The organism is Parabacteroides distasonis, from assembly GCF_004793765.1.
Classification (GTDB): Bacteria; Bacteroidota; Bacteroidia; order Bacteroidales; family Tannerellaceae; genus Parabacteroides; species Parabacteroides distasonis_A.
The window spans coordinates 1-22139 of sequence record NZ_SRYM01000001.1; the positions used below are offsets into that span (position 1 = coordinate 1).

The 22139-nt window shown below is 47.4% G+C and carries 33 protein-coding genes and 1 pseudogene; 21 read left to right on the forward strand and 13 right to left on the reverse strand.

Features of this window, described 5'->3' with window-relative positions:
- Window positions 1–70 precede the first annotated feature (70 nt).
- From E5342_RS00005 to E5342_RS00015, 3 genes are read right to left on the reverse strand one after another with little or no spacing between them, the layout of a single operon-like run.
- Entirely contained in the window at window positions 71–445 is a 375-nt protein-coding gene (locus E5342_RS00005) for a hypothetical protein (RefSeq protein ID WP_135958532.1), read from the reverse strand.
- A gap of 21 nt (window positions 446–466) precedes the next feature.
- Window positions 467–1687, reverse strand: a complete 1221-nt coding sequence (locus tag E5342_RS00010; protein ID WP_135958533.1) for a site-specific integrase — start codon at window positions 1685–1687, stop codon at window positions 467–469.
- A gap of 15 nt (window positions 1688–1702) precedes the next feature.
- Entirely contained in the window at window positions 1703–2932 is a 1230-nt protein-coding gene (locus tag E5342_RS00015) for a site-specific integrase (RefSeq protein WP_135958534.1), read from the reverse strand.
- Window positions 2933–3211: 279 nt separating this feature from the next.
- Between E5342_RS00015 and E5342_RS19540 the strand changes: the two are divergent.
- The 6 genes and pseudogenes from E5342_RS19540 to E5342_RS00055 form a co-directional block, all read left to right on the forward strand.
- Window positions 3212–3427: pseudogene (locus E5342_RS19540) on the forward strand (tyrosine-type recombinase/integrase); the annotation flags it as partial.
- 671 nt (window positions 3428–4098) lie between these two features.
- The gene (locus E5342_RS00035) at window positions 4099–4632 is read left to right on the forward strand and encodes an antirestriction protein ArdA (RefSeq protein ID WP_135958536.1); all 534 of its coding nucleotides are present in this window, start codon (window positions 4099–4101) and stop codon (window positions 4630–4632) included.
- A 56-nt stretch (window positions 4633–4688) separates the two neighbouring features.
- Window positions 4689–4901, forward strand: coding sequence for a hypothetical protein (locus tag E5342_RS00040; protein WP_135958537.1), 213 nt, complete (start codon window positions 4689–4691; stop codon window positions 4899–4901).
- A gap of 19 nt (window positions 4902–4920) precedes the next feature.
- The gene (locus E5342_RS00045) at window positions 4921–5124 is read left to right on the forward strand and encodes a DUF3873 domain-containing protein (protein WP_010799829.1); all 204 of its coding nucleotides are present in this window, start codon (window positions 4921–4923) and stop codon (window positions 5122–5124) included.
- 25 nt (window positions 5125–5149) lie between these two features.
- Window positions 5150–5632, forward strand: coding sequence for a DUF7258 domain-containing protein (locus E5342_RS00050; RefSeq protein WP_135958538.1), 483 nt, complete (start codon window positions 5150–5152; stop codon window positions 5630–5632).
- 57 nt (window positions 5633–5689) lie between these two features.
- Window positions 5690–6733, forward strand: coding sequence for a hypothetical protein (locus E5342_RS00055; protein WP_246867028.1), 1044 nt, complete (start codon window positions 5690–5692; stop codon window positions 6731–6733).
- A gap of 107 nt (window positions 6734–6840) precedes the next feature.
- Here E5342_RS00055 and E5342_RS00060 read toward each other — a convergent pair whose 3' ends face one another.
- Together E5342_RS00060 and E5342_RS00065 are read right to left on the reverse strand one after the other, a co-directional pair.
- A complete protein-coding gene (locus E5342_RS00060) occupies window positions 6841–7392 on the reverse strand; it encodes a phage antirepressor N-terminal domain-containing protein (RefSeq protein WP_008780355.1) in 552 nt (183 codons plus the stop codon).
- A 167-nt stretch (window positions 7393–7559) separates the two neighbouring features.
- Complete coding sequence (locus E5342_RS00065; protein WP_135958539.1) at window positions 7560–7796, reverse strand: hypothetical protein; 237 nt, start codon at window positions 7794–7796, stop codon at window positions 7560–7562.
- 505 nt (window positions 7797–8301) lie between these two features.
- Here E5342_RS00065 and E5342_RS00070 point away from each other — a divergent pair.
- From E5342_RS00070 to E5342_RS00120, 11 genes are all read left to right on the forward strand, one after another.
- The gene (locus E5342_RS00070; protein ID WP_135958540.1) at window positions 8302–8799 is read left to right on the forward strand and encodes a hypothetical protein; all 498 of its coding nucleotides are present in this window, start codon (window positions 8302–8304) and stop codon (window positions 8797–8799) included.
- Between the two features lie 222 nt (window positions 8800–9021).
- Complete coding sequence (locus E5342_RS00075) at window positions 9022–9708, forward strand: hypothetical protein (protein WP_135958541.1); 687 nt, start codon at window positions 9022–9024, stop codon at window positions 9706–9708.
- Window positions 9709–9728: 20 nt separating this feature from the next.
- Entirely contained in the window at window positions 9729–10331 is a 603-nt protein-coding gene (locus E5342_RS00080; RefSeq protein WP_135958542.1) for a hypothetical protein, read from the forward strand.
- Window positions 10332–10349: 18 nt separating this feature from the next.
- Entirely contained in the window at window positions 10350–11534 is a 1185-nt protein-coding gene (locus E5342_RS00085) for a major capsid protein (RefSeq protein ID WP_057316565.1), read from the forward strand.
- Window positions 11535–11539: 5 nt separating this feature from the next.
- A complete protein-coding gene (locus E5342_RS00090) occupies window positions 11540–11878 on the forward strand; it encodes a hypothetical protein (RefSeq protein WP_135958543.1) in 339 nt (112 codons plus the stop codon).
- Window positions 11872–12171: a hypothetical protein gene (locus tag E5342_RS00095; RefSeq protein WP_135958544.1), complete on the forward strand. Its 300-nt coding sequence runs from the start codon at window positions 11872–11874 to the stop codon at window positions 12169–12171. Before E5342_RS00090 ends, E5342_RS00095 begins: the two co-directional genes overlap by 7 nt.
- 3 nt (window positions 12172–12174) lie before the next feature.
- Window positions 12175–12657, forward strand: a complete 483-nt coding sequence (locus E5342_RS00100) for an HK97 gp10 family phage protein (RefSeq protein ID WP_135958545.1) — start codon at window positions 12175–12177, stop codon at window positions 12655–12657.
- Between the two features lie 2 nt (window positions 12658–12659).
- Window positions 12660–13046: a hypothetical protein gene (locus tag E5342_RS00105; protein WP_057316560.1), complete on the forward strand. Its 387-nt coding sequence runs from the start codon at window positions 12660–12662 to the stop codon at window positions 13044–13046.
- A 4-nt stretch (window positions 13047–13050) separates the two neighbouring features.
- On the forward strand, window positions 13051–13578 hold the full coding sequence (locus E5342_RS00110; protein ID WP_057316558.1) for a hypothetical protein: 528 nt from the start codon (window positions 13051–13053) through the stop codon (window positions 13576–13578).
- A gap of 66 nt (window positions 13579–13644) precedes the next feature.
- Window positions 13645–14163: a hypothetical protein gene (locus tag E5342_RS00115; protein WP_057316556.1), complete on the forward strand. Its 519-nt coding sequence runs from the start codon at window positions 13645–13647 to the stop codon at window positions 14161–14163.
- Window positions 14142–14411 carry a hypothetical protein gene (locus E5342_RS00120; protein ID WP_008780367.1) on the forward strand — a complete coding sequence of 90 codons (270 nt, stop codon included), beginning with the start codon at window positions 14142–14144 and terminating at the stop codon, window positions 14409–14411. The genes E5342_RS00115 and E5342_RS00120 overlap by 22 nt, the downstream gene beginning before the upstream one ends.
- A gap of 144 nt (window positions 14412–14555) precedes the next feature.
- On the opposite strand, the gene E5342_RS00125 is transcribed toward E5342_RS00120, so the two are convergent.
- From E5342_RS00125 to E5342_RS00135, 3 genes are all read right to left on the reverse strand, one after another.
- Window positions 14556–14798, reverse strand: coding sequence for a DUF2442 domain-containing protein (locus E5342_RS00125; protein WP_070104082.1), 243 nt, complete (start codon window positions 14796–14798; stop codon window positions 14556–14558).
- 7 nt (window positions 14799–14805) lie between these two features.
- Window positions 14806–15039, reverse strand: coding sequence for a helix-turn-helix domain-containing protein (locus E5342_RS00130; protein WP_157133602.1), 234 nt, complete (start codon window positions 15037–15039; stop codon window positions 14806–14808).
- A 65-nt stretch (window positions 15040–15104) separates the two neighbouring features.
- Window positions 15105–15593: a hypothetical protein gene (locus tag E5342_RS00135; protein ID WP_135958546.1), complete on the reverse strand. Its 489-nt coding sequence runs from the start codon at window positions 15591–15593 to the stop codon at window positions 15105–15107.
- Between the two features lie 143 nt (window positions 15594–15736).
- Here E5342_RS00135 and E5342_RS00140 point away from each other — a divergent pair, with 143 nt between their 5' ends.
- The 3 genes from E5342_RS00140 to E5342_RS00150 all read left to right on the forward strand — a co-directional run bounded on the left by E5342_RS00140 (window position 15737) and on the right by E5342_RS00150 (window position 18247).
- Window positions 15737–16039, forward strand: a complete 303-nt coding sequence (locus E5342_RS00140; protein ID WP_246867029.1) for a hypothetical protein — start codon at window positions 15737–15739, stop codon at window positions 16037–16039.
- 71 nt (window positions 16040–16110) lie between these two features.
- Entirely contained in the window at window positions 16111–16863 is a 753-nt protein-coding gene (locus tag E5342_RS00145; protein WP_121734784.1) for a polyprenol monophosphomannose synthase, read from the forward strand.
- 37 nt (window positions 16864–16900) lie between these two features.
- Window positions 16901–18247, forward strand: coding sequence for a dihydroorotase (locus tag E5342_RS00150; RefSeq protein WP_135958547.1), 1347 nt, complete (start codon window positions 16901–16903; stop codon window positions 18245–18247).
- Window positions 18248–18283: 36 nt separating this feature from the next.
- Here E5342_RS00150 and E5342_RS00155 read toward each other — a convergent pair whose 3' ends face one another.
- The 4 genes from E5342_RS00155 to E5342_RS00175 all read right to left on the reverse strand — a co-directional run bounded on the left by E5342_RS00155 (window position 18284) and on the right by E5342_RS00175 (window position 21308).
- Window positions 18284–18829 carry a 7-carboxy-7-deazaguanine synthase QueE gene (locus E5342_RS00155; RefSeq protein ID WP_121734782.1) on the reverse strand — a complete coding sequence of 182 codons (546 nt, stop codon included), beginning with the start codon at window positions 18827–18829 and terminating at the stop codon, window positions 18284–18286.
- The gene (locus tag E5342_RS00160; RefSeq protein ID WP_121734781.1) at window positions 18816–19148 is read right to left on the reverse strand and encodes a 6-pyruvoyl trahydropterin synthase family protein; all 333 of its coding nucleotides are present in this window, start codon (window positions 19146–19148) and stop codon (window positions 18816–18818) included. Before E5342_RS00160 ends, E5342_RS00155 begins: the two co-directional genes overlap by 14 nt.
- Window positions 19149–19191: 43 nt before the next feature.
- Entirely contained in the window at window positions 19192–20325 is a 1134-nt protein-coding gene (locus E5342_RS00165; RefSeq protein ID WP_121734780.1) for a hybrid sensor histidine kinase/response regulator, read from the reverse strand.
- Between the two features lie 515 nt (window positions 20326–20840).
- Window positions 20841–21308, reverse strand: a complete 468-nt coding sequence (locus E5342_RS00175) for a glucosaminidase domain-containing protein (RefSeq protein ID WP_121734778.1) — start codon at window positions 21306–21308, stop codon at window positions 20841–20843.
- Between the two features lie 91 nt (window positions 21309–21399).
- Between E5342_RS00175 and E5342_RS00180 the strand changes: the two genes are divergently transcribed.
- Complete coding sequence (locus tag E5342_RS00180) at window positions 21400–21624, forward strand: DUF4248 domain-containing protein (RefSeq protein ID WP_005856539.1); 225 nt, start codon at window positions 21400–21402, stop codon at window positions 21622–21624.
- 55 nt (window positions 21625–21679) lie between these two features.
- Here the strand turns inward: E5342_RS00180 and E5342_RS00185 are convergent, their stop codons facing one another.
- Window positions 21680–22120, reverse strand: coding sequence for an HU family DNA-binding protein (locus E5342_RS00185; protein ID WP_135958548.1), 441 nt, complete (start codon window positions 22118–22120; stop codon window positions 21680–21682).
- Between the last annotated feature and the right edge of the window lie 19 nt (window positions 22121–22139).

Below are 22139 nucleotides of genomic sequence, written 5' to 3' on the forward strand. Positions count from 1 at the left end.
GCCGCTGCCATCAAGCCATACGCTACCTTTGCATCCGTGCATCGGGAACGAGTGGCTGACGGGATGAACCTCAACTATACCATCGGTTATTACCTCTGACGCTGGCAACTAATAGTGTAATCGTCGTAGCTTTCTTAATGGTGCTAATTTCATTTATTATAAACCGTCTGAACAAGACACTCTCTTTACTGCATATCCTGAATGCAACGGCTATAATCACTTCAATGTTATAGACATCGTAACTGATACCATCCGGTTGCTTGAGATACTTCATCGTGCCAAGTTTGTTCAGTTCCTTGTTCTTGTAGATGAAACGGATCGCCTTGCGGACATCGCATGAGAACACACCGAACAGGTCGGCTATCTCAAATTGTGTCATCCATATAGGTGCTGTCGGCATAATGACTACACCCGTTTCACTGATTGTTATTATTCCTCTGTCCATAATGTACTGAATTGATACTGTTTACTTATTGTTGTCTGTCTTTTCGCCGATAGATTGTATTTTCCTGCGTTCCATCAGCTTGTCCATATCTCTGGAGATTTTATCATCGGTTATCCGTGCATACCCCTGTGTCGTCCGGATATTGGAATGTCCCATCATTTTAGCGATGCTCTCGATAGGTATATCCGATGAAATCAGGAACGTACCGAAGCTATGCCGACTTTGATGATAGGACAAGTTGTCTTCTTTCCCTATGATTACACCCAGCTCATGAATCTCAAACCACAGGGCATCCCGATTGGGAAGCGGGAACACGGGATGTTCATCGTCAGTCGTGTTATACAGCGACAATATCCGCTCCGCTATGGGATGCAGTGGAATGAACGCCTCTATCTTTGTCTTCTTGCGGTTGATGCGGATGTACCGCCTACCATCCGCATTCGTCCCGATATGATGTGGATGCAGGAGCATTATATCCACATACGCCAGTCCGGTAAGGGTCGAAAAGATGAAAGCCCGTCTTGCCAGTTCCATCCGCTTGTCATACATCGGGGTGGAAAGTATCTTCTTGAACTCCTCACGGCTGATATACCTGTGCCTTGCCTCCGGTTTGGTTTCATATTCCATTTCCTCACAAGGGTTCACGCGGATAATCTCCTTATCGACTGCCAGATACAGCAGGCGGTTCAACCAACGCAGGCAATGGTTGGTTTGGGAAGCCCCGAAATTCTTGCATCTCTTCAAAAACGCTTTGTAGGCTTTGCCGAAGTCTTCCGTGACTTCTTCAAGGCCTATGTCTTTCTTGCCCAAAGACATGAGATAATTTGTCAGGTACTTCTGGTAATACATTGAACTCCGATAGGAAGAAGTTGAGTCTATTTCCTCGGAATGTTTCTTCAAACGCTCCTTTTCCCATTCCCCCATTTGCAGGAGGGTCGTCGGATGGATGTTGTTCAAGGTGATATGGTTCTTCAGCATCTCCGCACTGACCACACCTTGCGATTTCAGTATCTCTAAGTAGGCTTCTTCCATCAGGCGCAGGTATTCCCGTAAACGGTTGTTCTCCCTTGCGGACTTTATCTCGTTCTTCCTGCCGTTCCAGTCTTCCGGTCTGCAATAAATTCCGGGACTGATGACGGTCTGTTTGCCGTCAATGGTTATACGACACAATACGGCGGTCGTACCGTCAGCCTTTACCTTGCTGCGGTTGATGTAGGGTAATAATGAAAATGTACTTCGCATATTATTCTTTAAGTGTTAAAGAGTGAGTTTGAAATCTTCGGTCGCTTTAATGAACTTGTCCATGTCCTCAAATAGTTTTTTCGGGCTTACACGGGCATATACCTGAGTGGTGGAGATATCGGAGTGTCCCAACATCCTGCTGATGGTCTCTATCGGAACGCCTGCTTCAAGCGTTATCAACGAGGCAAAGCTATGGCGGGCCTGATGGTAGCACAAGTCATCCTTGATTCCTGACAATGCCGCCAACGCTTTCATGTGCCTTCTGAGATTTGACCAGCGAAGTAAAGGAAACAAGGTTTCCCTGTCCTCACTATGGTACTTATTGATAAGCGCAATAGCTTCGGGCAATAGTTTTACGCTGGCACGGAGTTCGTTCTTCTTTCTGCGGTATTTCAGCCACAAAGCCCCGTCCTTATCCGTATATAAATTGGTATGTGTAATTGAAACGACATCTGCATAAGAGACTCCGGTATAGCATCCGAAGAGAAACATATCCCTTGCCAGCATGTGGGATTTGCGGTAAGCAGGTATTTCCACATCCCGGATTTTCTCAAACGATTCACGGCTTAATGCCCGTGGTGTCGTTTCAGTCTTCTTCGGCAAGGTAAAATGCTGGAAATGGCTCCTGTCGGCATACCCCTTCTTATAAGCCAGACGGCATATCTTCTTCAGGATGGCAAGATGATGGCGGACGGTATCTATCGCATATCCCTTGTTTTCCATAGCGAATGCTTGATAGTCGTGGATGAACTGTTCCGTCAGTTGCCCGAATGACAGGTCCTTGACCTTGTACTGATGCTCGATGAACTCTCCGAGGGTCAGACGCATATAGTGATAGCCGGGATAAGTTCCTTTCGCGCGGTCTATGCCGATACGGGCTTTGAGGTCGTCACAGACAACATCCGTCATTTTCATGAGAGTCATCTGTGTTTCCATGCTGCCTTGAAAATGATTCTTCACATCGGTGGCTTCAAAATCCACTTTACGACTCACAAGGCTGTTGAAAGCGTTGTTCACCGCCAACAGCAGTTTTTCAATCCTGGCATTGGTTTCCACCGCTTCCTTGCTCTTGCCGTTCAGACGGCTTTCACGGGGATTCCACAGTTCGGGAGTGCAGGACAGCTTAGATCCGAACTGCGCCATCGTGCGGTTCACGGTTATGCGTCCCATGATGGGAGCCTTGCCCGACTTGTCCAGTCCGCTCTTTTTGAGGTAGAGCAGCACCTTGAATTTTTCTACTTTCATACGCTTATATTTTTTAGTGCAAAATTACTTGCCGTATAAGCGTTCCTTGATATGCAAAACACTGTGTATGAGCGCAAATAAAACGGTGAGGGTTTCTTTTCATTGCCTGCCGTTACCTATTCCTGTTTCGGTAACTGCCCGGCTAACGGTTTGGTAACTGAACAACCTCAATATTCCGTTGCCGTTTGCATTTTCTCTACTTGGCAGAATGCTGAAATACCGTTCATTTCAAACGACTTACGTTTAATCTTTACCTCTCTGTGTTTCTTTGCATAGCCTATCACTTTTCACCTTGCACGTCACACGTTCGCAACGACTACCACGTTGTCAAAGGGCGTACCTATTGAAACGGTGTCCAAGATGCTGGGACACACCAATATCGAAACGACCCAAATTTACGCCCGCATCACCAACAGCAAAATAGGCAGCGATATGCAAGGGCTTGACAAGAAGTTTGTCGGCATCGAGAAGATTTACAAGGAAGTCGCCATGTAAATTTTCAGTTACCTATATACCGTTGGTAACAAAACAGGTAACGATTTCGGTAACGAAATACCACCTAATAAGTTATATCCGAGTATTTTACATTCTTTCACCTTGCGGGCAGTCCACCGACTACCCGCATTTTTTATTCCCTTTTCCACTGGCACATTCCCCGAAACGCCAGCCGTGCGTGGCATGGCTGACTGATTTTCGTGAAAAGAGCCGTTGGAAACCCGCACAAGCGTACCGCAAGGTGAACTTGCCATACCCTTGCCTTTCCCGCCCGCATGGAGTGTTCCCTAAAAGACGAAAGGGAACAAGCACTTTTCCCCTGTTTCCCTATCTGTAAATCTTCCTCATTATGCAGTCCCCCAGCCGGGACAGTCGTTTTTATCATTTCAATAGGCAAAGGTAGCTACGGGGGCTTTTGGCTCTGCAAATTGGGTTTCATCGAAAAAAATTGTTCCAGCTTCCCGTTGGTCGGAAAAAATTTTTGTCGGAAAAATTTGCATATCAAGACCCCTTCACAAACCAGCCTATGTGAAACGAAAACGACCGACCCGACCGGAAGACGCATAAAAAAAAAGTCGGATTTACGGGAAACAGGAAAAAAGTTCAGTGAAACTTCAACTCCCTCACCTCTCAAATCCGCATAAAATCAAAAACTTAAAAATTACAGCAATATGGAAGCAAAGGTATTATCGGAAGCAAAAGTTTATGTAGGCACTTACGCCAAGTATAACAACGGTTCATTGTCCGGCGCATGGCTCGACCTTTCGGACTATTCGGACAAGGAAGAATTTTACGAAGCCTGCCGGGAACTTCACAAGGACGAGGAAGATGCGGAATATATGTTTCAGGACTGGGAGAACGTGCCGGAGGGCTTAATCGGCGAAAGCTGGATTTCTGAAAACTTCTTTTCCCTGCGTGATGCGGTGGAGGATTTGAGCGACACCGAGCAGGAAGCCTTTTTCGTGTGGTGCAACTATAAAAGCCATGATTTGAGCGAGGAAGATGCGGACGACCTTGTACGTGATTTCCGGGACGAGTATCGGGGACAATATGACGATGAAGAAGATTTCGCCTATGAAATTATCGAGGAATGTTACGACCTGCCGGAGTTCGCAAAGACCTATTTCGATTATGAAAAGTTCGCCCGTGACCTGTTTATGTGCGATTACTGGTTTGATGACGGTTTTGTGTTCCGTGCGGCATAATCAAATACCAATCCGGGCGGGGTGTCAAAGCCCTGCCCGCTAAAAATAACCAAGCGATGAAACGGAAAAGCATTTATAAAATCCTTTGGCGGGCGTTCCTGTGCTGCCTTGCATGGCGGTTTACCAGCGTAGCCGGAGCAGGCACGGCGATAACGGCGTATATCGTATTTCGTGCCGCCTGTTTCCTGTTCCGTGTCTGCCTTTCAGCCCTTTATGCGCTGGGCGTAGCTCTGCTTTTCCTATCGTTGCTTTTCTTACTGATATTATAACCATAAAAAATAGAACATCATGCAGTCACTTAACAAAAACGGGGTAAGCATCACCCAAACACCGGGAGAAGAAAAGTTCGTGAAATGCTGTTTAGGGGCTTTCAGGGGACAGATTTATTTTCAATATGACTACCGCCACACGGACGGCGAACTTTTCAGCACAGTAGCCAAAACGCTGGACGAGTGCCGCCGCAGGCGTGACGAGTGGATAGCGAAAAAGTAACAGAGTAATAAGTAATTTTAGGGATATGAAAACGACAGAAGTAAACAAGGAGCTTATCGGCAGGCGTTGCGAGTGCATTTTTACGGGCTTAATGGTAACGGGGGTTATTGAGGGCATCCAAGACGACCCGCATTCCACAGCGGTCAAAGTCCGTTTCGACCATCCGCACCAGTGGGGCGATGATTTGTATAATGATGTGTGGGCGTGGGGGCGTAAAACTGACGAGTTCGGCACGCTGCACCATTTGCAACTGTTAGAGGACAAACCGGACTTTCAGATAATGACGGTAGTTTTCGGCGAGCCAATCAGCCAAATAGACCGCAATGTTTTTGAAGATGTTGCAACGTGGGGTGTCTGTTCACTGCAAGGCTGGGTAAACAGCTACGAGAGTGTCCGGTTTGTAGCCATAGACGACCATACGGCAATCATCACGGGCGAATACAACATGGAGCAGGTAAAGGTGTGGTTAGAGAAATACACGTCCATAAAGAGCCTTAAAACCAGTTGATAGAGAACGGCGGCTGTTTGCCGCCGCCACTTTCTTTCGTGAGTGCCGGGAAATAAAGTGGCAAAGAAACCCGCCCTGTTCCCTAACAAGGATATGGCCATATCCAGTACGTTGAAGGATAAGATGTTTTCCAGAAGTGCAGATGCGCTGAATACCCTGTTGAAACGTAAGGATGAATTTGGTAAAACCATATCCTCCCGTGTCTGGGATATAACGGACGGAGCTATGGATAATCTGGAACATTATCTTTCTTCGGGTTTGTCCTCTGGTCGTCCGGCAGCGTTGATCAGCCAAGATATACGGCAATTACTAAACGAACCCAACCGTCGTTTCCGCCGTGTAAGGGACGCGAATGGCAAATTGGTCCCATCCCAGCCGATGAAAGATTATCATCCGGGGCAGGGTGTTTATCGCTCGTCTTATAAAAATGCTCTTCGCTTGGCTGCGACGGAAACAAATAAAGCGTTTCGTACTGCCGACTACGAGCGTTGGCAGAATATGGACTTCGTGACCGGTATAGAGGTGGAACGTTCACCATCGAATCATGGCCTGTGTCCTGTGTGTGATGCAAAGGCGGGGCAATATTCGAAAGATTTCAAGTTTACAGGATGGCATCCGTTTTGTATTTGCATATCTACGCCGATTATGATGGATCATGAGGAGTTCGCGGAATGGTTGCTTAGTGATAGAAAAGTAGAAAAAGATAGTATTTCAATTCAATATTCAAAAGATAGGGCAAAAGAACTACAAAATTGGGCTAAACAGTCTTTGTTAAATAGCTCATTCTCTCATAAAGATTTTCCGATACAAGTTAAAATGACAGGAAAGTCTATTAAAGAGTTCTTGAATCAGCCTCATAAGTTCAAGAAAGAGAAAAACGAATTGATTAAAAATATAGGAGCGGTATTCGCCGGTTCGGATTACAAGGGGTATACCGAATACCACAAGGATAATCCTATGATCAAATATTCTCATGTCTTTGAAATTGACTTGAAAGGTGAGAAAAGTTGGATTATTGTAAGAGAAGATATAACAGGAAAAGCGGTCCTTTATAGTATATCGGATAGTGATAAGGTTTTGACTGGTATAAAAAAGAAGTAGCCCGATAGACCATCACACGTGGAACTACAATCCACGGCTGAATCTATCAGACTACTCTTTTTGCAAAAATATAAATAATCTCCTAATTGTCTAACGATTTAGGAATTTTAATCGTCAAAGTCAAGAATAAGCTGTTTCCCGTTAGCCTTCCATTGCTCAAATGAGTAGTCCACGGTCATATTCATTTGTTTTGTGGCTTTGGCTAGCTTATTTTTGGCTTCATGGAATTCTTTCTTCAAGATCTGAATACGTGCCCAATCCTCAGCCTGTCGTTTCTGTTTCTGGTTGACGAAGCTGGCGTAAGAGGAGAAATGATCATATAATACATCGTAGCACTGCATTTTGTACTTAATGACTGAGGGTCTTGCTTCTTCATCAACACGGTTTGTGTCGATTGAAAATAACCAACCAAAGACATATCGAAGGGGAATACAATACATCTCACGTTCTTTCCCGTCTGCTGCAACCGAGGTCATGATGACCCCGGTTGAATTTAATATTTCATCACGATCAATTCTATTACGTTGAGCTTTGGCATCTATGCCAAGAGCATCACAAATAGGTTTGATAGGAACTAGTTGTCTTGGATCATTACTTGCCATGATAGCCACATTGTTTACTTTTGCAATTTCTTTTGCGTTAAATGATGAATTTTTCATATTTCCGAAAAAAGGCGAGGGCAAAGGGGATTCTGTAGTAAAGTGGCAGTTTACAGAATACACCCGATGCCCTCTAAATTTCCTACTGACGTAACTGCCACGTAACGTCTTTCTGAGATAATATATAAATCAGAAAAACTTTTTCCTGTGGCAGTTGATGACACCTTCTATACTTTCGCTCTTTGCATTTGTAATTTTGCACTTAGCTTCTCAGCTTCCTTTTGCATATTTTCGGAAGCATGTTTGATGTAGTATAGCATTCCTTCGGTTCTTCCTATCTCTCGACCGGTATTGAATGCGGCTTGCAGTTCTGGAGTGGAGTACTTGCCCATTTCGGAGGGTTGGGCCGTTGGTTGTTGGGTACTATTATTCCCCGACAAATCAATGTTACGCTGTTTGGACATAATACAACATTGTTTGTTATAAGTGGATAGACAAAAACGGTTTCGCCTGTCCCATTGTCCTACACCAGCGCGGCAGTTACGGCCATTAAGCCGTATCATGGGGGTACGAAACCGTTATACTTTATAATACGTTCATGTATGGGCATAAAAAATGCCGACACAAAAATTATGTTCGGCAGTCACCCGCCACGCTGATAAATTAGGACACCGTAAAGGTGAACACTTATTTTCAATTATGCAAGAAAAAAGAAAAAAATATTGTTTTTGATGTTGTAATAATTGTTTGTTGCGCTATAATAATTATATTTGCAAAGTAAAATACAAACATAATATACGAATCATGAACAAATTATCTTCTCACACGCAAGAATTGTTTGTTATAGATCGTCCCTCAAAAGGTCTATTGAGGTTCGTAGACAAACTAAGAGAAAGAAAAAGAGAAAATTTGGAAGAGTTGCGAAACAAAAAAGATTTTGTCATTAAAATAAAAGCATAGTTTTAGCAGATGGATTTTTCTGTTTCTATTCTTTCCAAATCCGGGGATGAATATAGGGTAACGCTTTCTCCTATTGAATATAGCATCATACCAGACGAAGTCAGGGATTTATTTGTAAGCGAAGGATGTTGTATTGAGATCGTAGAAGCGACACTCAGCAGTATAAAAGGGGAAAGTTCTACAGGTGCCGAGGTTCTTTTTAAGATATCAAACGTCATAGGAGAGGTTTTTGCAGAAAACAAAAATATGATTTTGTATTTCTATTGTGATGATATGCATGAGATTGCGAGACGGGATAAAACCATAACTCCACAAAGATTTAGAAGTCGTTTGTTTTCAAAGATGTTTGAAAGATATATAAGATCGAACGAAGTATCAGATATTGTAAATATCCCTATTGAATTGAGAGCGGACAGGGATATTTATATTCATTTGATAGCAAGACAGGAACATTTGGTATATGTTGATGCACTAAAGAGATTCATTATAGATACAACTAATAAGTAATGGGAGCTATAATTGGATTCGCCGTGATAGGCATACCTTGTGCCGCATTTTTGATCTATTGCCTTACGCCTTCTGGCAAACAATGGCTTAGATCCAATCACATAATTTGACAAGATAGATTCTTATAGGAATAATTGAAATGAAGCCTGCCGGTTGTCCGGTGGGCTTTTTTTATACCCGGAATTTTCTTTCTCTCCCTTATATTTTAAACAGAAAACTCTTATGACAATTTTAGATTTAATCAAGGCGGCATGTAAGACAAAAGGCGTGCCGGAGAAGTATGCGGAACGTATTCAAAAGACGTTCAAGATTGAGAAAGCCGAGGGGATGGAGGCTTTCGTGGACCTGTTCAAGGATAATATTCTTCCGGCAATCCAAGAAGCGGAGAATGAAGCTAAGACTACGGCTGAAACGGCCGCTGTCGCCGCTTATGAAGCCAAGCATGGGTTGAAGGATGGTAAACCGGTAGAAGATCCGGATAAGAACAAGAAAACGGAAGAAGAGCTGTTGAAGGATCTTAGCCCGGAACTGAAAGCTTATCTGGAAAGTATGAGGAAGAGCGTCGATGATATGGCTAAGAAGGTGGGCGATTCCATTACCAATTCGGCAAACGAGGCTAAGAAAGAAACAGTCCGTAAGCAGTTGAAAGATGCTGGTCTTCCGGATAACTGGCTGGGACGTGTGGACTTGGCTTCGGAAACCTCTATCGAGGATCAAATCAAGGCGCTTTCCGAAGAGTTTACCGAAATCCAGCAAAAGGCGATCGATGATGCCGTGGCCCGTGGTGATTACGCTCCCGGTTCCATGAATCTTCCGGAGCGTTCCGAGGCGGATTGGGCGAAGCTGATGGATCAGGATGCCGACAAGAGCGCAAATAATCCCGGTGTGGTGAACCTGGGTATTGAATAATCCAAGAAAAGTGTAACGTTATGTACAGAAAAAGAGAAAGAGAATTCCAGTATCCTCCCGGAATTGAAAAGATTATTGAGGATGTGATCGGCGGTGGGACGATTGACCGCCGGGATTTGCGGAACGCTTTGTTCAATGGCAAGTCGTTGGACGAGCTTCCTCCGATCGTGATCGTGGTGAAAGATCCGGAAACGGGGCTGTATCATGTATTGAAGACGGCGATGGCTTCCGATGCTGGCAATGAAACTACTTATAAGGTGTCCAAGAATCATCTGTTTGGTGTGGGTGACTTCGTGACGATTGGTGGAGCTTTGACAGGCGCGTCCGATAAGATCACGGTTATTGATAAGAGTAATGCGGAGTTTGATACGATCACGTTGGAAGCGACTATCGGTGCTGCCGCAAAAGGTCAGGTATTGGTTCAGGCTAAAGACAAACAGGCTGCGAAAGCCGCCAAGTTGCCTTATGATGGCGAATTGGTTGTCACGATGAATAAAGTCGACTTGACTGTTGCCAACCAGCAGTCCGGGTTATTGGTAAGAGGTACGGTAAACGAATCCTGTATGCCGTTCCCGGTAGATAAGGACTTGAAGGTATTAATGTCGTTTATCCGTTTTGTGTAATCCATTAAAATCAGATATATGGAAAGAAGTTTAATTAAGCAAGTGAATAAAAAGAACATGGCGGCCCGTTTGAATACCCGTCATGTGAAACCGGTTGTCTTCCCGAACTTCTTCGGGGTGAAAAGAAAGACCTCGTTGAAGTGGGAGACTCTGACCGGTGAGAAAGGCGCTCCGGTAATGGCAGACGTGATCTCTTTCGACGCTTCCGCACCGCAGAAGACCCGTGAGGTGATCAGCAAGCTGTCCGGCGATATCCCGAAGACAGCCGTCAAGCGTGGCATGAACGAGAGCGATTACAACGAGTACAAGCAATTGGAACGTGACGCGCAAGGTGACGCGGACCAGTTGGCATTGTTGAATCTGGGTTTCAAGGATCAGGATTTCGTGTATAACTCCGTTCGTGCCCGTTTCGAATGGTGGTGTATGCAGCTCATGAGCCGTGCGGGTTTCCATTTGTCGGCAAAGAACAATGGCGGTGTCGTTACGGCTGAGTTTGTCGGTTGCGGTATGCCGAAGAAGAACCAGCGTAAATCTACTACGGACTGGAGTAACGCTACAACGGCCAATGGATTGCAGGATATTGAGGATACGGTTGTGGCCGCTTCTGCCGAAGGGGTGACGATCCGTTACGTTGTAATGCATGTGGCTGATTTCTCTTTGCTAAAGAAACAGAAATCCACGTTCGACACGTTAAAGGCATGGGTTAATTCGTCCTCCAAGATATTGGTGACAAAGAATCTCATCAACGAGTATCTGGCCGAGCAGGAGATCCCGGTGAAGATCATTACCGTGAACCCGGCTGTCCGTATCGAGGATAGTGCCCATCGTCGTAAGACGATCAATCCTTGGGAGCGTAAGCGTGTATGCTTCTTGGAGGATTTGAAGGTGGGTGACATTCAGCATGGGCCGATCGCCGCCGAGTCTTCCGCTACCTTGCAGAAAATCGCTCTCATGGTTAAGCAGGATTGGATCTTGGTAACCAAATGGTCTGAGCTGGAACCGTTCAAGGAATGGACGAAAGCGGAAGCGAACGCTATTCCTGTCGTGAATGATCCGGATGCCATGTTCATCATGAAAGTGGATGGGAAGGATTGGAACGCTTCCGAGGATACCGAGGGTACGGATGATATCCCGGCGACATTCTTGGGTGAAACCGTCGAACCGGAGGATCAAACGATTCAGGATACTGAAAACGGAGAATAACAATCATGGCTAAGACGATTCGAGATACGATACTCGCTTATCCCGGTCTGGCTGACTGTGAAGATCTTTTGGATAACGTCGTTTTGCCGGGACGCGGTTTTGAAGGTACAGAAGATAGTAAGACGATCGATATCCGAAAACAAAAGCTGGTGGCCGCCGACCTTTATTCCATGGTCGGCGGTCTGCCGGACTTCACGGAAAACAAGCTCTCTATCACGTATCCCCGTGCATGGTATGACGCTACGGCGAAACGACTATACCGGGAGGGAGGAGAACCTGAGAAAGCGGAACTGATAGGCAATAAGATCGAGGTACCCAAAGGAAGGGCGAGAAACAGATGGTAAAGCGATATTCACATACAGCGATAGTGACGATTCAATCCTGCCAATTAGTCAAAGGGGAATGGGTTGCCGGTAAACCGACGGAAATAGAGGTTACAGGGCAATACTACCCGTCCAATAGTGGACAGCAGTTGAAGCGGAATGCTGATGGGAAGGAATTTATCGTACACGGTGAGTTCTCGACCAAAGCCCGTCCTGTGGAAAACGCGAAGCATATCCGGATTGACAGTATCGCTCTCGATGTGGATATCATTAGCTGGGAACCGTTTCAGACTCACTCTGTAATCTATGTGTAGCTTATGGCAAGGAAAGGTGGTTTGACTCCAATGTGGAGTGATAGGGAAGTAGGGCGTTGGTTCGATTACTATGTGGATCGGGCGGAAGAGCGGATATACAAGTTATTGCAACGTGCCGGGGAAGAGTTCGTGAAGATCGCTCGAAAAAAAGGGAACTATCAGGATCATACCGGCAATCTTCGTAGTTCAATCGGCTATGTGATCGTTAAGGATGGCGATATATTGACCGAGAACTACGAGTTGTCAGATGAGAAAGGTACCGATAAACATACGGGATTGAGAGAGGCTAAAAGGCTCGTATCAGAATTATTACCCCTTTATAAGAATGGCTGGGTATTGATAGGTGTAGCCGCTATGCCTTATGCCAAGTATGTGGAAGCAATCGAAAATCTGGATGTTATCTCCGTTGCCACGGAACATGCCGAGGATTGGATCAAGAAACAGAGTCGAACGTTATTTGATAAACTCGCTGAGAAAGGATATTGAACATGGCAGATCAGTTTGATATAGTGGATATTGTATATAATGCGGTTGAGCCGGCGAGTACGGGCTTTATCCTGTATAAGGATCAATCCGGCGATGGCGAGAAAAGAAATCATATCACGATCCGCTCTCTGGCCTTGAATGGGAAAGATTATGTCAACAAGGGATCGATAAATATCAATATCTTCGTCAAGAGACCCTCGAAAGGCGTATCGGATCGACAGTTGATGATAGAGACCGTACGAGGCGTGAGGTTCGTGTTGCGGGATATCAAGCCGCCGTTGGGGATGTATTGGAAATCTCGGATCGTCTGGTCTGAGCCTATGGGCGAGGCCAAGGATGGCTTCGATTGTACGAATATTAGATTAGAGGTTATAACAGAATTAGATTAGTGATATGGAAAGAAGTTTAGCGCTGGATGTGGCGTATTTAGGAGTTGCGGAACCCGGGGATGGCGTGGCCGGTACCGAGTTCACCCAATGCGTTGACGTGGATACGGTGACGTTCAATTTCTCGGATGCCAAGGAGCTTAGTTTTACGTCCATGGGACATGAGGATCCTTGGGCGGTGGTGAGTCGGAAAGGAGATCCTTCCAGTATAGAGTTCACTATCCCTTCTCCTACGAGCGACGAGATGAAAATGTTTTGCGGGGGAACCGTTTCCGGTGATAAATGGGAGGCTCCCTTGTCTACGCCCTCGATATTGAAGACGATCAGGCTACAGAGCCTACCGTACCAAGGTAAGTTCACGGAATATGTCTTTGTCAAGTGCTCTGTGTTCGGGAAGATCAGCCAAGCCCCGGATAAGGAGAATTGCGATCTCTTATTGGTAAAGGCCACGATCATGACACCGGTATCTGCGGCTGGCAAACAAGCGTCCCCGTATAGCAGGGCGGTGAAGGCCGTATCGGAAGACACGGAATGATGTTTTTTGTTTAGGTTGTCTAGAGCCTCGGTTTTTGCCGGGGCTCTTATATTTTAGAGGAAAATCATGAGCGTAAAGCGAGCACTACAGATTGAGAGCGACGTGGTGACAAGTCGGTCAGTCGTGATTCCTTTCGAGTTCAAGCCGGAGACGATCCCGGCGGGTAAGAACGTTGGTGATAGTATCGTTATCACCCCGATCACGGTAAGGACCGGGTTTAGGATACGGCCGTTACTCTTGCGGATTGACAAGGCGGACAAGGATGCTATCGTGGCTCATAAGGATGTTACGTTTGATAGTGTACTGTCGGAGTTGATGGCGAAATATGACGAGTTGATCTTTGAGATCGTATGTTTGGGTATCCATAACAAGAAAGGGGACATGCCCGCTTGGTTCCGGGAGGTATTGAAGGATAATTGTACATGGGAAGACCTGTATATCCTTTTGAACGCTATTCTCTTTCGTCTGGGTTGTAACCCTTTTTCTCGTACTATCATAGCATTGGAAGCTGTGAGCCCGTTAAGCGAAGAGGAGATAATAGCCCTTCAAGAAAACAACGAGACTTGGGTAGGTCGGAGCCGGTGACGCAAAGTAGCTTCATGTTCCTTGTACTATGTAACGAGGCGTTCGGGTATACGCATGAGCGGACATTGGACAGCGATCTGGCGCTTGTCATGTCCATGCTACGGGAACATGGTTACTTGGTGAACGACCGGAACAAATCACTGCTCGTGGACGATGATGAATCCGGGGATAATCATGGCGAGTGGGTCGAGGTAATCGATTTCGATACGGGAAAAAAGAAAAGGGTTCGAAGAATGAGCCCGGTATGATATATATTACTTTGCGTAGAGAACGTTTGTCATAGTGATTTTGGTTGTAAAAAAACCGACGAACCGTGAGGCTGGTCGGTTTTTGTTCTCTGTAAATGTGTCAAGATCTTCAGAGTGTCTGCTCGATAACCAGAGCGGTGTCTTCTAGCGAAAAGTAATTGGGTAACGCTCCGGATGGATTATGCTGTCAATCTCAAGATCCACATCAATTGCGTCCCAACGCAACGAATCCTCGTCCGGTATGGTCACGTCCAATACATCCGATACTTTTGCATTTCTGAACCAAGGGTATCTGTCATACGATAGATAATATTCCTTCCCTCCTACGAAAAGGAGGATACCGTGTGCATTAATCATTGTTACTCCCGCAGGGGGTGTTCCATTCATTTTTTTATTATATCGAGGCCGGACAAGCTGCATGAGAATATTCGTTGATATCTATAAGATGGATATTCAAAACATCTTCAATATCAAAAAGAGTGCTGGTTGTAAAGTTGTGGTCACCTCTTAACCATTTGGATATCTCAGAGGGACGTTTACACATTTTCTCGGCAAATTCCTTTTGGGATAGACCTTTCCTTTTGATACCTTCTGCTATTTTTACGGCAAGCATCATACGTCTTTCCATGTTCTTGGCTCTTTTCGTGTCTATATTGCCAAGTACTGTATCCAAAATAGATGTATTGTTCATATTTATTCCTCCTTCAATTTTAAATTACCTAAGAAAAAACCGTTATCATCGAGATGTATATCCTTGTTTTTGATGGCTTCTGATATGATTCTGGATATTCGAACCACTGTTTCAGCTTCTTTTTTTAAGGAAGAACTTTCTTGATAAGCTCTAATGTTTTTGGGTTTGTATCCTCCACCTCCAACAACGATAGCAACGTTAGCAAATCGAATACAATAGATTCTTAATTTTTTATCAGGACTATCAAATAGGGCGCAGACACCATCACCGGGTTTCCCTTCGTTTAGCTTGAAAAAATGTTCGGCTGCCCCAGTTTTTGTAGCCATAATTTTCAATTTAGATACGATATCTTCTATTTCGGTTGGATATTCAGAATAGTTGTTCTGAAGAAATTGTTCAAAAACGCTCTGAGCCTCTTGATTGAGAATGACAGAATATATTTGAGTCTTCTTTCCCGACAGTTGCTTTATTTTGACAATCTCAAGTTCCACGATGAATTTTTTTCTTTTTACAAAAGAACGAAGAAAAAGCGACAAGGCAAAAGAAAATGTCGAAAAAGATAACTTATAAGTGAATTTTTAACGGTTGACAGTCTCACATGAAAGGCTATCCTATATTTTACCATAAACGCATTATGGGAATCAGAAATAGGGACGGAGCCTTATTTATGGCTATTGGTATCGACAACTCCGGTTTATACGAAGGGAAACGGGAGGCTATAGGGATTATCAAGACCTTGGCCGGTGAGATCACCTCTTTTGACGTATTCGGTGGTATCGGTATCAGTGCGGCGACGGCGTTCGCCAAGGCCGCGAAGAGCTCATACGACTTCGAGAAGGAGTTCCGCAAGAACATGCTGGAAGTAGCGACCATTTCCACGCAGGTGACGGATGAATGGCCTGACTGGATGATAGATTTACACGGAAAAAATATGTAACTTTGGAGGGTAATTTACAAATAGTTTACAGTCGTATATATAATGAGTTGAAAATTAATTGATTAAAGTATATGTCAGACAGTATCGTCATTATTCCTACATACAACGAGAAGGAGAATATTGAGAATATCGTTCGTGCCGTGTTTGGGCTGGAGAAAGCGTTTCATATCTTGGTGATCGATGATGGTTCTCCGGATGGGACGGCGGCTATCGTGAAAGGCCTGCAGAAGGAGTTCCCTGAGCGTCTTTTCATTGTGGAGCGTAAAGGGAAGCTGGGGCTGGGTACCGCTTATATCCGGGGTTTCAAATGGGCTATCGAGCATAAATATGATTTTATTTTCGAGATGGACGCCGATTTCAGCCATAATCCCAATGACCTGCCGAAATTATACGCCGCTTGTACCGGGCAGGGTGCCGACGTGGCCATCGGGTCGAGGTATTGCAACGGGGTGAATGTGGTGAACTGGCCGTTGGGGCGTGTGTTGATGTCTTATTTCGCCTCGGTGTATGTCCGTATCGTCACGGGCATGAAGATACAGGATACGACGGCGGGCTTTAAATGTTACCGTCGTGAGGTACTGGAGACGATCGATCTGGACCGTGTTCATTTCAAGGGATACGCCTTTCAGGTGGAGATGAAGTTTACGGCTTATAAGTGCGGCTTCAAGCTCGTGGAGGTGCCGATCATCTTTATCAACCGTGCCTTGGGTGTCTCCAAGATGAACTCTTCGATATTCGGGGAGGCTTTATTCGGCGTCCTTCAATTGAAATGGTGGAGTTTCTTCAGGAAGTATCCGAGGAAACATGCGAGCCATGCCCAATGAGAAACAGAGTTTGACAATTTATAATAGGATAAGAAAGATGAATAAAATAATAATCCAGAATCCGAGAATCATCAACGAGGGCCGTTCTTTTATCGGCTCGGTGCTGGTGGAGGGGGATAAGATTGCGGCGGTGTTCGAGGGGGAGGTTCCCGGGAACGTGCGTGCCGAGGCGAACCAAGTGATCGACGCTACGAGGAAATGGTTGATACCGGGCGTCATCGACGATCAGGTGCATTTCCGGGACCCCGGGCTTACCCATAAGGGGGATATCGGGACCGAGAGCCGTGCGGCCGTGGCCGGTGGCGTGACGACCTTCATGGACATGCCGAACACGAAGCCGCAGACCACGACGATCGCCGACCTGGAATGGAAATTCAACCGTGCCGCCGAGGTCTCCCGTGCGAATTACTCCTTCTTCTTCGGTGGGACAAACGATAATATGGACGAGATCCGCAGGCTGGATCGTAGCCGTGTGCCGGGACTGAAACTCTTCCTCGGCTCGTCTACGGGAAATATGCTGGTGGACAAGAAAGACTCGTTGGAGCGTATCTTCGGCGAGGCCGGTATGCTGATCGCCATCCATGCGGAGAAAGAGGAGGTGATCCGGCGTAATATCCGGTATTACACGAACCTGCATGGCGAGGATCTGGATATCTCTTTCCATAGCAAGATCCGTAGCGAGGAGGCCTGCTACCAATGCTCGGCCGAGGCGGTTGAACTGGCTACCCGCTTGGATTCCCGTTTGCATATCCTGCATCTCTCCACGGAGAAGGAATTATCGTTGCTCAGTAACCGTCTTCCCTTGAGCGAGAAAAAGATAACCGGCGAGGTCTGCGTGCACCATCTGTGGTTTCATGACGGCGACTACGCTAGGTTCGGTAATCGTATCAAGTGGAATCCCGCTATCAAGACGATCGAGGATCGCGCGGCGCTGCGTGAGGCGGTCAATAACAATACGATCGATATCGTGGCTACCGACCATGCCCCGCACCTGCCGGAGGAGAAGCGAGGCTCTTGCCTGAAGGCGGCTTCCGGAGGACCGCTTATCCAGCACTCCTTGATCACGATGTTGGAGCTGGCGATGGAAGGCCGTTTCACGTACGAGAAGGTGGTCGAAAAGATGGCGCATATGCCGGCGGAGCTGTTTCGTATCGATAGGAGGGGATACATCCGTCCCGGGTACTACGCCGATATCGTATTGATCGATCCGGAGCGGACTTGGACGGTATCGAAGGAGAATATCTTGTACAAATGCGGCTGGTCTCCTTTCGAGGGCTATACGTTCCACCATGGCGTATGGAAGACTTTCGTGAATGGCGAGTTGGCCTATGGCGACGGCGAGGTGAACGACGCCGTGAGGGGTAAGGAAGTCCGTTATCTATAGTAATGGAGACGGGGGAGATGCCCCGTCTCATCCTATCTATCGGATATCGATCAGTTTATGGGTTTGCAGGCTTAGCCTCCACCGGGGATGCCGGAGGATGTAATCCACTACTTCTTCCGTGTTCCGGCAGGAGCAGGGTTGCAGGAAATGGTACCGTGCGGGCATTTCCGCATAGGCGGACAGGTCTTGCCCGGTATAAACCACCTTTATCTCGTCGATCCTTTCCAATACCACCGGGGCGTTCTCCTTGGGCGAGCAAGTCACCCAGTCGATGCCGTCGGGCAGGGGGCGTGTGCCGTTGGTCTCGATACAGACCTGTTTCCCCGCCTCACGCAAGCGGGATATGAGCGACTTGTCGATCCAGAGGCTAGGTTCTCCTCCCGTCAGGATCACCATCCGTGCGGGAAAGGAAGATACCTTCTCCACGATCTCCTCGTCCGTCATCATCACGCCCTCCTCGTGGCGGGTGTCGCAGAAGCCACATCTCAGGTTGCAACCAGAGAAGCGGACGAATACGGCGGGAGTCCCCGTATGGAACCCCTCGCCTTGCAAGCTATAGAATATCTCGTTAATCTTCCTCATAGATCGCCGTATTACCCTCAGACTCTTTTACCTCTACCTTGAAACAAGACGGGATCTGCTCGTATACCCAAAAGGCTATGTTCTCCGCCGTCGGGTTGAAAGGCAGGATATCGTTCAGGTTCTGGTGGTCCAACAGGGATTTCACCGCTCTCTTGATATGACTGAAATCGACCACCATGCCATCGGCGTTTAATTCCTTGGAGCGGCAATAGACCGTGATCATCCAATTGTGACCATGCAGATTCTCGCATTTGCTGGGGTAGGACAATCTCAAGCTGTGGGAAGCGGAGATCTCCATGCGTTTAATTACGGTATACATACTGTACTTAATGTTTATACGATAAATAATACTGTACCTGATGTCACCTCGGCACATCCTCTTGGTTCAGCGCTTTCATCGAGAACAGGAAGGTCGTCCCTTTGCCCTCGCCCTCGGACTCGAACCAAAGCTTTCCTCCATGAAGTTCCACGAAGTCCTTGCAAAGCATCAATCCCAGGCCGGAGCCTTTCTCGTTCTTCGTCCCGTAGGTCGTGAAATGCGAGTCTTGTTTCAGGAGCTTGTCTTGATCCTCTTTCTTGATGCCCTTGCCGGTATCTTTCACCCTAACGGTCACGAGATCCCCCTCGGAGCGTGAGGATACGGTGATCGTACCCCCCTCGAAACTAAACTTCATGGCGTTAGAGACCAGGTTGCGGATAATCGTCTTGAGCATATCGATATCGACTCGGCCTACCAGCTCTTTATCCGGGTTCTCCAAGATAATCTTCACGCCTTTTTGCGCCGCCATCGGGATATACGTCTTGGCGGTGCTGTTGATGATACTGTTTATGTCGGTCTGTTGCTTATACAGGCGTTGCTTGTTCAAGCGGCTCTTGGCCCATTTCAGCAGGTTGTCCAGCAGGAGGAAGACTTCCTCGGAGGTCTTGTTCATCATCTGGATCATCTCGTACGCCTCGTCGCCTACCCGTTCCTTGTCCACCATCGTCAGGATAGCGTTATTCATCATTTTCAACGAGCCTAGCGGGGAACGCAGGTCATTGGCGATAACGGAGTATAGCGTATCCCTGGACTCGATCGTGTGCTCCAGCTCGGCCTTGATGCGCTTGATGCTGTAAAGCTCGTAGCGGTGGGCCACCCTCTTCACCAGCTCCTCCCGTTGGAAAGGCTTCGTGACGTATTCGGTGGCGCCCAATTGGTAGCCTTTCACGATGCTTTGCATATCGCTTAGGGCGGACATGATAATCACGGGTATATCCGTAGTCTCGGGATTGCTTTTCAGATGCTGGAGGACCTCATATCCGTCCATCTCGGGCATCATGATATCGAGTAATATCAGATTTGGGTGTTTCTCGTTAGCTATGCGTAGCGCTTTTATCCCGTTGTCGCAAGTCAAGAGCGTGTATCCCTCTTTCTTCAGTACGGCTTGTACCAGCATGACGTTCATGGGGACATCATCTACGATAAGAACTTTATACTCTGAGGCCAATTTATCCATTGTATCTAAATAGTGTTCCGATTTTCTTGATATTCAAATAATCTGAATGGCGCGAAAGTATTAATTAAAGTCGACATATAACTACTATTTGTCCATCTATTTTTCTAATTTTTTATCCCGGGCCTTGTTTGGCTTTTCCCGTGCGCCCGTGCCTCGGGGGGGATTTTCTCGCCTAAGGGGGCCATATCTTTCCCAGCGAACCCAGCGCCGCCAGGAGTATCAGCCCCCAGCCCAGCAGGTTTAAGGGGCCGGGCGAGGGGTGGACGAGAGCGAGAGTATCGCCCCGATGGCCGCCAGCGCCGCCTCCCGCATGTCCAGCAGGAGGGAGAGCGCCGCCAGCAGGAAGAGGCTGGCCAAGGCGAGCAGGCGGAAGTGGGGGAAGGGGGGGCGTGGGCCCGGCGGGGTTGTCGGTCGTGTCATGGGGCGGTTGTTTTTTAGGCGTGTTAGATCCTAGGTTTAGCAAGAAACCCAGCAGGATGCGGACGAAGGCTAGTATTTGTCGTATCTTGTTCATATCAATTGTGGTTTATTAGGGATGAGCAAATCGGTTCGATCTCGCGGCAGAGCTGTACCAGCGTCTCCCGGTAGCGTTCCCGGTTGTCGCCGTTCAGCTCGCTGATGTAGGGGCTGTAGGCGATGGCCTTGGCGTAGTCGGCGGGGAAACGGCTCATGGCGGCGGCTTGCGGGTAGGAGCGGACGAGGAGGCGGGCGAAGTCGAGGTAGGAGTTGCGTGCCGAGTCGTAGCGGCGGAACAGCAGCTCGCCCCGTTTGTACCGGGCGGTGACGCGGCCCCCGTGCCAGAAGGCGTTGCTCGCCCCGTAGCCGGTGATGCCGAAATGGTTGTTGGCCTCACGGGCTAGGCGGGAGGTGCCCCAGCCGCTTTCCAGGGCGGCTTGGGCAAGGAGGACGATGGGGTTCAGGTGGAAGCGGGCAGCGGCGGAGCGGGCGTCGGCGAGGTGGGCGGAGATATAGGCTTGTTTCATGATATATATGATGGATTATGGTTTGATTTTTCTTGGAAAATTGATATTAAATTACTATCTTTGAATAAGTTAATAAATAAACAACATCAGTATGGAAAAGCGGGAGACCGGTGTGGGCGCCTATTATTTTTGTGATATAGCGATGAGTTATTTTCCCTTATTGTCGAAGAAGAAAGCCTCGGACAAGCTATCCCGGTGGATACGTGTCAGCGGGAAGTTGATGGAGCGGCTGGAGGAGTGCGGATGGCATCCCCGCCAACGGATCTTGTCGCCCCGCCAGCGGGAGTGCATCGTGTCGCACCTTGGGGAACCCTAGGGAATTGAGAATTGAGAATTAGTTGGGGGAGATTGAATTCTCAATTCTCGATTTCTCAGATTTCGTCCGGGGATTCGCTCTCGCCTTCTCCCGGCGCGGGTGCGTCGGGCACGATCTTCTCGAACTTCATCAGGTTCGTGGTGTTTTTCAATACCACGCTCGGGCGGAAGACGATGCGGGGGCGTTTGATGAGGGAGGTGTTGAAATCGGCCTCCAGCTTGGTGCCCTTGCTGCCGATCACGGCTTGGAAGTGCCCGAGATCGCCCAGCTGGATGGTCTCCCCTTTCTGGAGGCGTTGCTTGAGGACGTAGAGCAGGCCGTCCATCACGACGTGCACGTCGCCCCGGGAGGCGGTGCTGCGGTCGGCGATCTGGTCGCACAGCTCCTCGAAATCGCAGGTGCCGGTGGACTTGTTCACGGCGTAATACAATTTGGAGTCGGCGGCGGCTCCCTTGGTCATGTCTTTTCGTAAGACTAATCGGTACTTGATCGGCATAATGTCTGGTGTTTTTTTG

Excerpts from the sequence above, each read along its gene's own strand:
- E5342_RS00100 (WP_135958545.1), top strand. The coding sequence starts at position 12,175 with ATGGCAAGGAAAGGTGGTTTGACTCCAATGTGGAGTGATAGGGAAGTA.
- E5342_RS00090 (WP_135958543.1), top strand. The coding sequence starts at position 11,540 with ATGGCTAAGACGATTCGAGATACGATACTCGCTTATCCCGGTCTGGCT.
- E5342_RS00160 (WP_121734781.1), bottom strand. The coding sequence starts at position 19,148 with ATGTATACCGTAATTAAACGCATGGAGATCTCCGCTTCCCACAGCTTG.
- E5342_RS00145 (WP_121734784.1), top strand. The coding sequence starts at position 16,111 with ATGTCAGACAGTATCGTCATTATTCCTACATACAACGAGAAGGAGAAT.
- E5342_RS00080 (WP_135958542.1), top strand. The coding sequence starts at position 9,729 with ATGTACAGAAAAAGAGAAAGAGAATTCCAGTATCCTCCCGGAATTGAA.
- E5342_RS00105 (WP_057316560.1), top strand. The coding sequence starts at position 12,660 with ATGGCAGATCAGTTTGATATAGTGGATATTGTATATAATGCGGTTGAG.
- E5342_RS00045 (WP_010799829.1), top strand. The coding sequence starts at position 4,921 with ATGCAGTCACTTAACAAAAACGGGGTAAGCATCACCCAAACACCGGGA.
- E5342_RS00060 (WP_008780355.1), bottom strand. The coding sequence starts at position 7,392 with ATGAAAAATTCATCATTTAACGCAAAAGAAATTGCAAAAGTAAACAAT.
- E5342_RS00015 (WP_135958534.1), bottom strand. The coding sequence starts at position 2,932 with ATGAAAGTAGAAAAATTCAAGGTGCTGCTCTACCTCAAAAAGAGCGGA.
- E5342_RS00165 (WP_121734780.1), bottom strand. The coding sequence starts at position 20,325 with ATGGATAAATTGGCCTCAGAGTATAAAGTTCTTATCGTAGATGATGTC.
- E5342_RS00010 (WP_135958533.1), bottom strand. The coding sequence starts at position 1,687 with ATGCGAAGTACATTTTCATTATTACCCTACATCAACCGCAGCAAGGTA.
- E5342_RS00070 (WP_135958540.1), top strand. The coding sequence starts at position 8,302 with ATGGATTTTTCTGTTTCTATTCTTTCCAAATCCGGGGATGAATATAGG.
- E5342_RS00150 (WP_135958547.1), top strand. The coding sequence starts at position 16,901 with ATGAATAAAATAATAATCCAGAATCCGAGAATCATCAACGAGGGCCGT.
- E5342_RS00155 (WP_121734782.1), bottom strand. The coding sequence starts at position 18,829 with ATGAGGAAGATTAACGAGATATTCTATAGCTTGCAAGGCGAGGGGTTC.
- E5342_RS00095 (WP_135958544.1), top strand. The coding sequence starts at position 11,872 with ATGGTAAAGCGATATTCACATACAGCGATAGTGACGATTCAATCCTGC.
- E5342_RS00125 (WP_070104082.1), bottom strand. The coding sequence starts at position 14,798 with ATGAATGGAACACCCCCTGCGGGAGTAACAATGATTAATGCACACGGT.
- E5342_RS00005 (WP_135958532.1), bottom strand. The coding sequence starts at position 445 with ATGGACAGAGGAATAATAACAATCAGTGAAACGGGTGTAGTCATTATG.
- E5342_RS00110 (WP_057316558.1), top strand. The coding sequence starts at position 13,051 with ATGGAAAGAAGTTTAGCGCTGGATGTGGCGTATTTAGGAGTTGCGGAA.
- E5342_RS00140 (WP_246867029.1), top strand. The coding sequence starts at position 15,737 with ATGGGAATCAGAAATAGGGACGGAGCCTTATTTATGGCTATTGGTATC.
- E5342_RS00115 (WP_057316556.1), top strand. The coding sequence starts at position 13,645 with ATGAGCGTAAAGCGAGCACTACAGATTGAGAGCGACGTGGTGACAAGT.
- E5342_RS00130 (WP_157133602.1), bottom strand. The coding sequence starts at position 15,039 with ATGGAAAGACGTATGATGCTTGCCGTAAAAATAGCAGAAGGTATCAAA.
- E5342_RS00180 (WP_005856539.1), top strand. The coding sequence starts at position 21,400 with ATGGAAAAGCGGGAGACCGGTGTGGGCGCCTATTATTTTTGTGATATA.
- E5342_RS00075 (WP_135958541.1), top strand. The coding sequence starts at position 9,022 with ATGACAATTTTAGATTTAATCAAGGCGGCATGTAAGACAAAAGGCGTG.
- E5342_RS00185 (WP_135958548.1), bottom strand. The coding sequence starts at position 22,120 with ATGCCGATCAAGTACCGATTAGTCTTACGAAAAGACATGACCAAGGGA.
- E5342_RS00035 (WP_135958536.1), top strand. The coding sequence starts at position 4,099 with ATGGAAGCAAAGGTATTATCGGAAGCAAAAGTTTATGTAGGCACTTAC.
- E5342_RS00175 (WP_121734778.1), bottom strand. The coding sequence starts at position 21,308 with ATGAAACAAGCCTATATCTCCGCCCACCTCGCCGACGCCCGCTCCGCC.
- E5342_RS00065 (WP_135958539.1), bottom strand. The coding sequence starts at position 7,796 with ATGTCCAAACAGCGTAACATTGATTTGTCGGGGAATAATAGTACCCAA.
- E5342_RS00040 (WP_135958537.1), top strand. The coding sequence starts at position 4,689 with ATGAAACGGAAAAGCATTTATAAAATCCTTTGGCGGGCGTTCCTGTGC.
- E5342_RS00085 (WP_057316565.1), top strand. The coding sequence starts at position 10,350 with ATGGAAAGAAGTTTAATTAAGCAAGTGAATAAAAAGAACATGGCGGCC.
- E5342_RS00050 (WP_135958538.1), top strand. The coding sequence starts at position 5,150 with ATGAAAACGACAGAAGTAAACAAGGAGCTTATCGGCAGGCGTTGCGAG.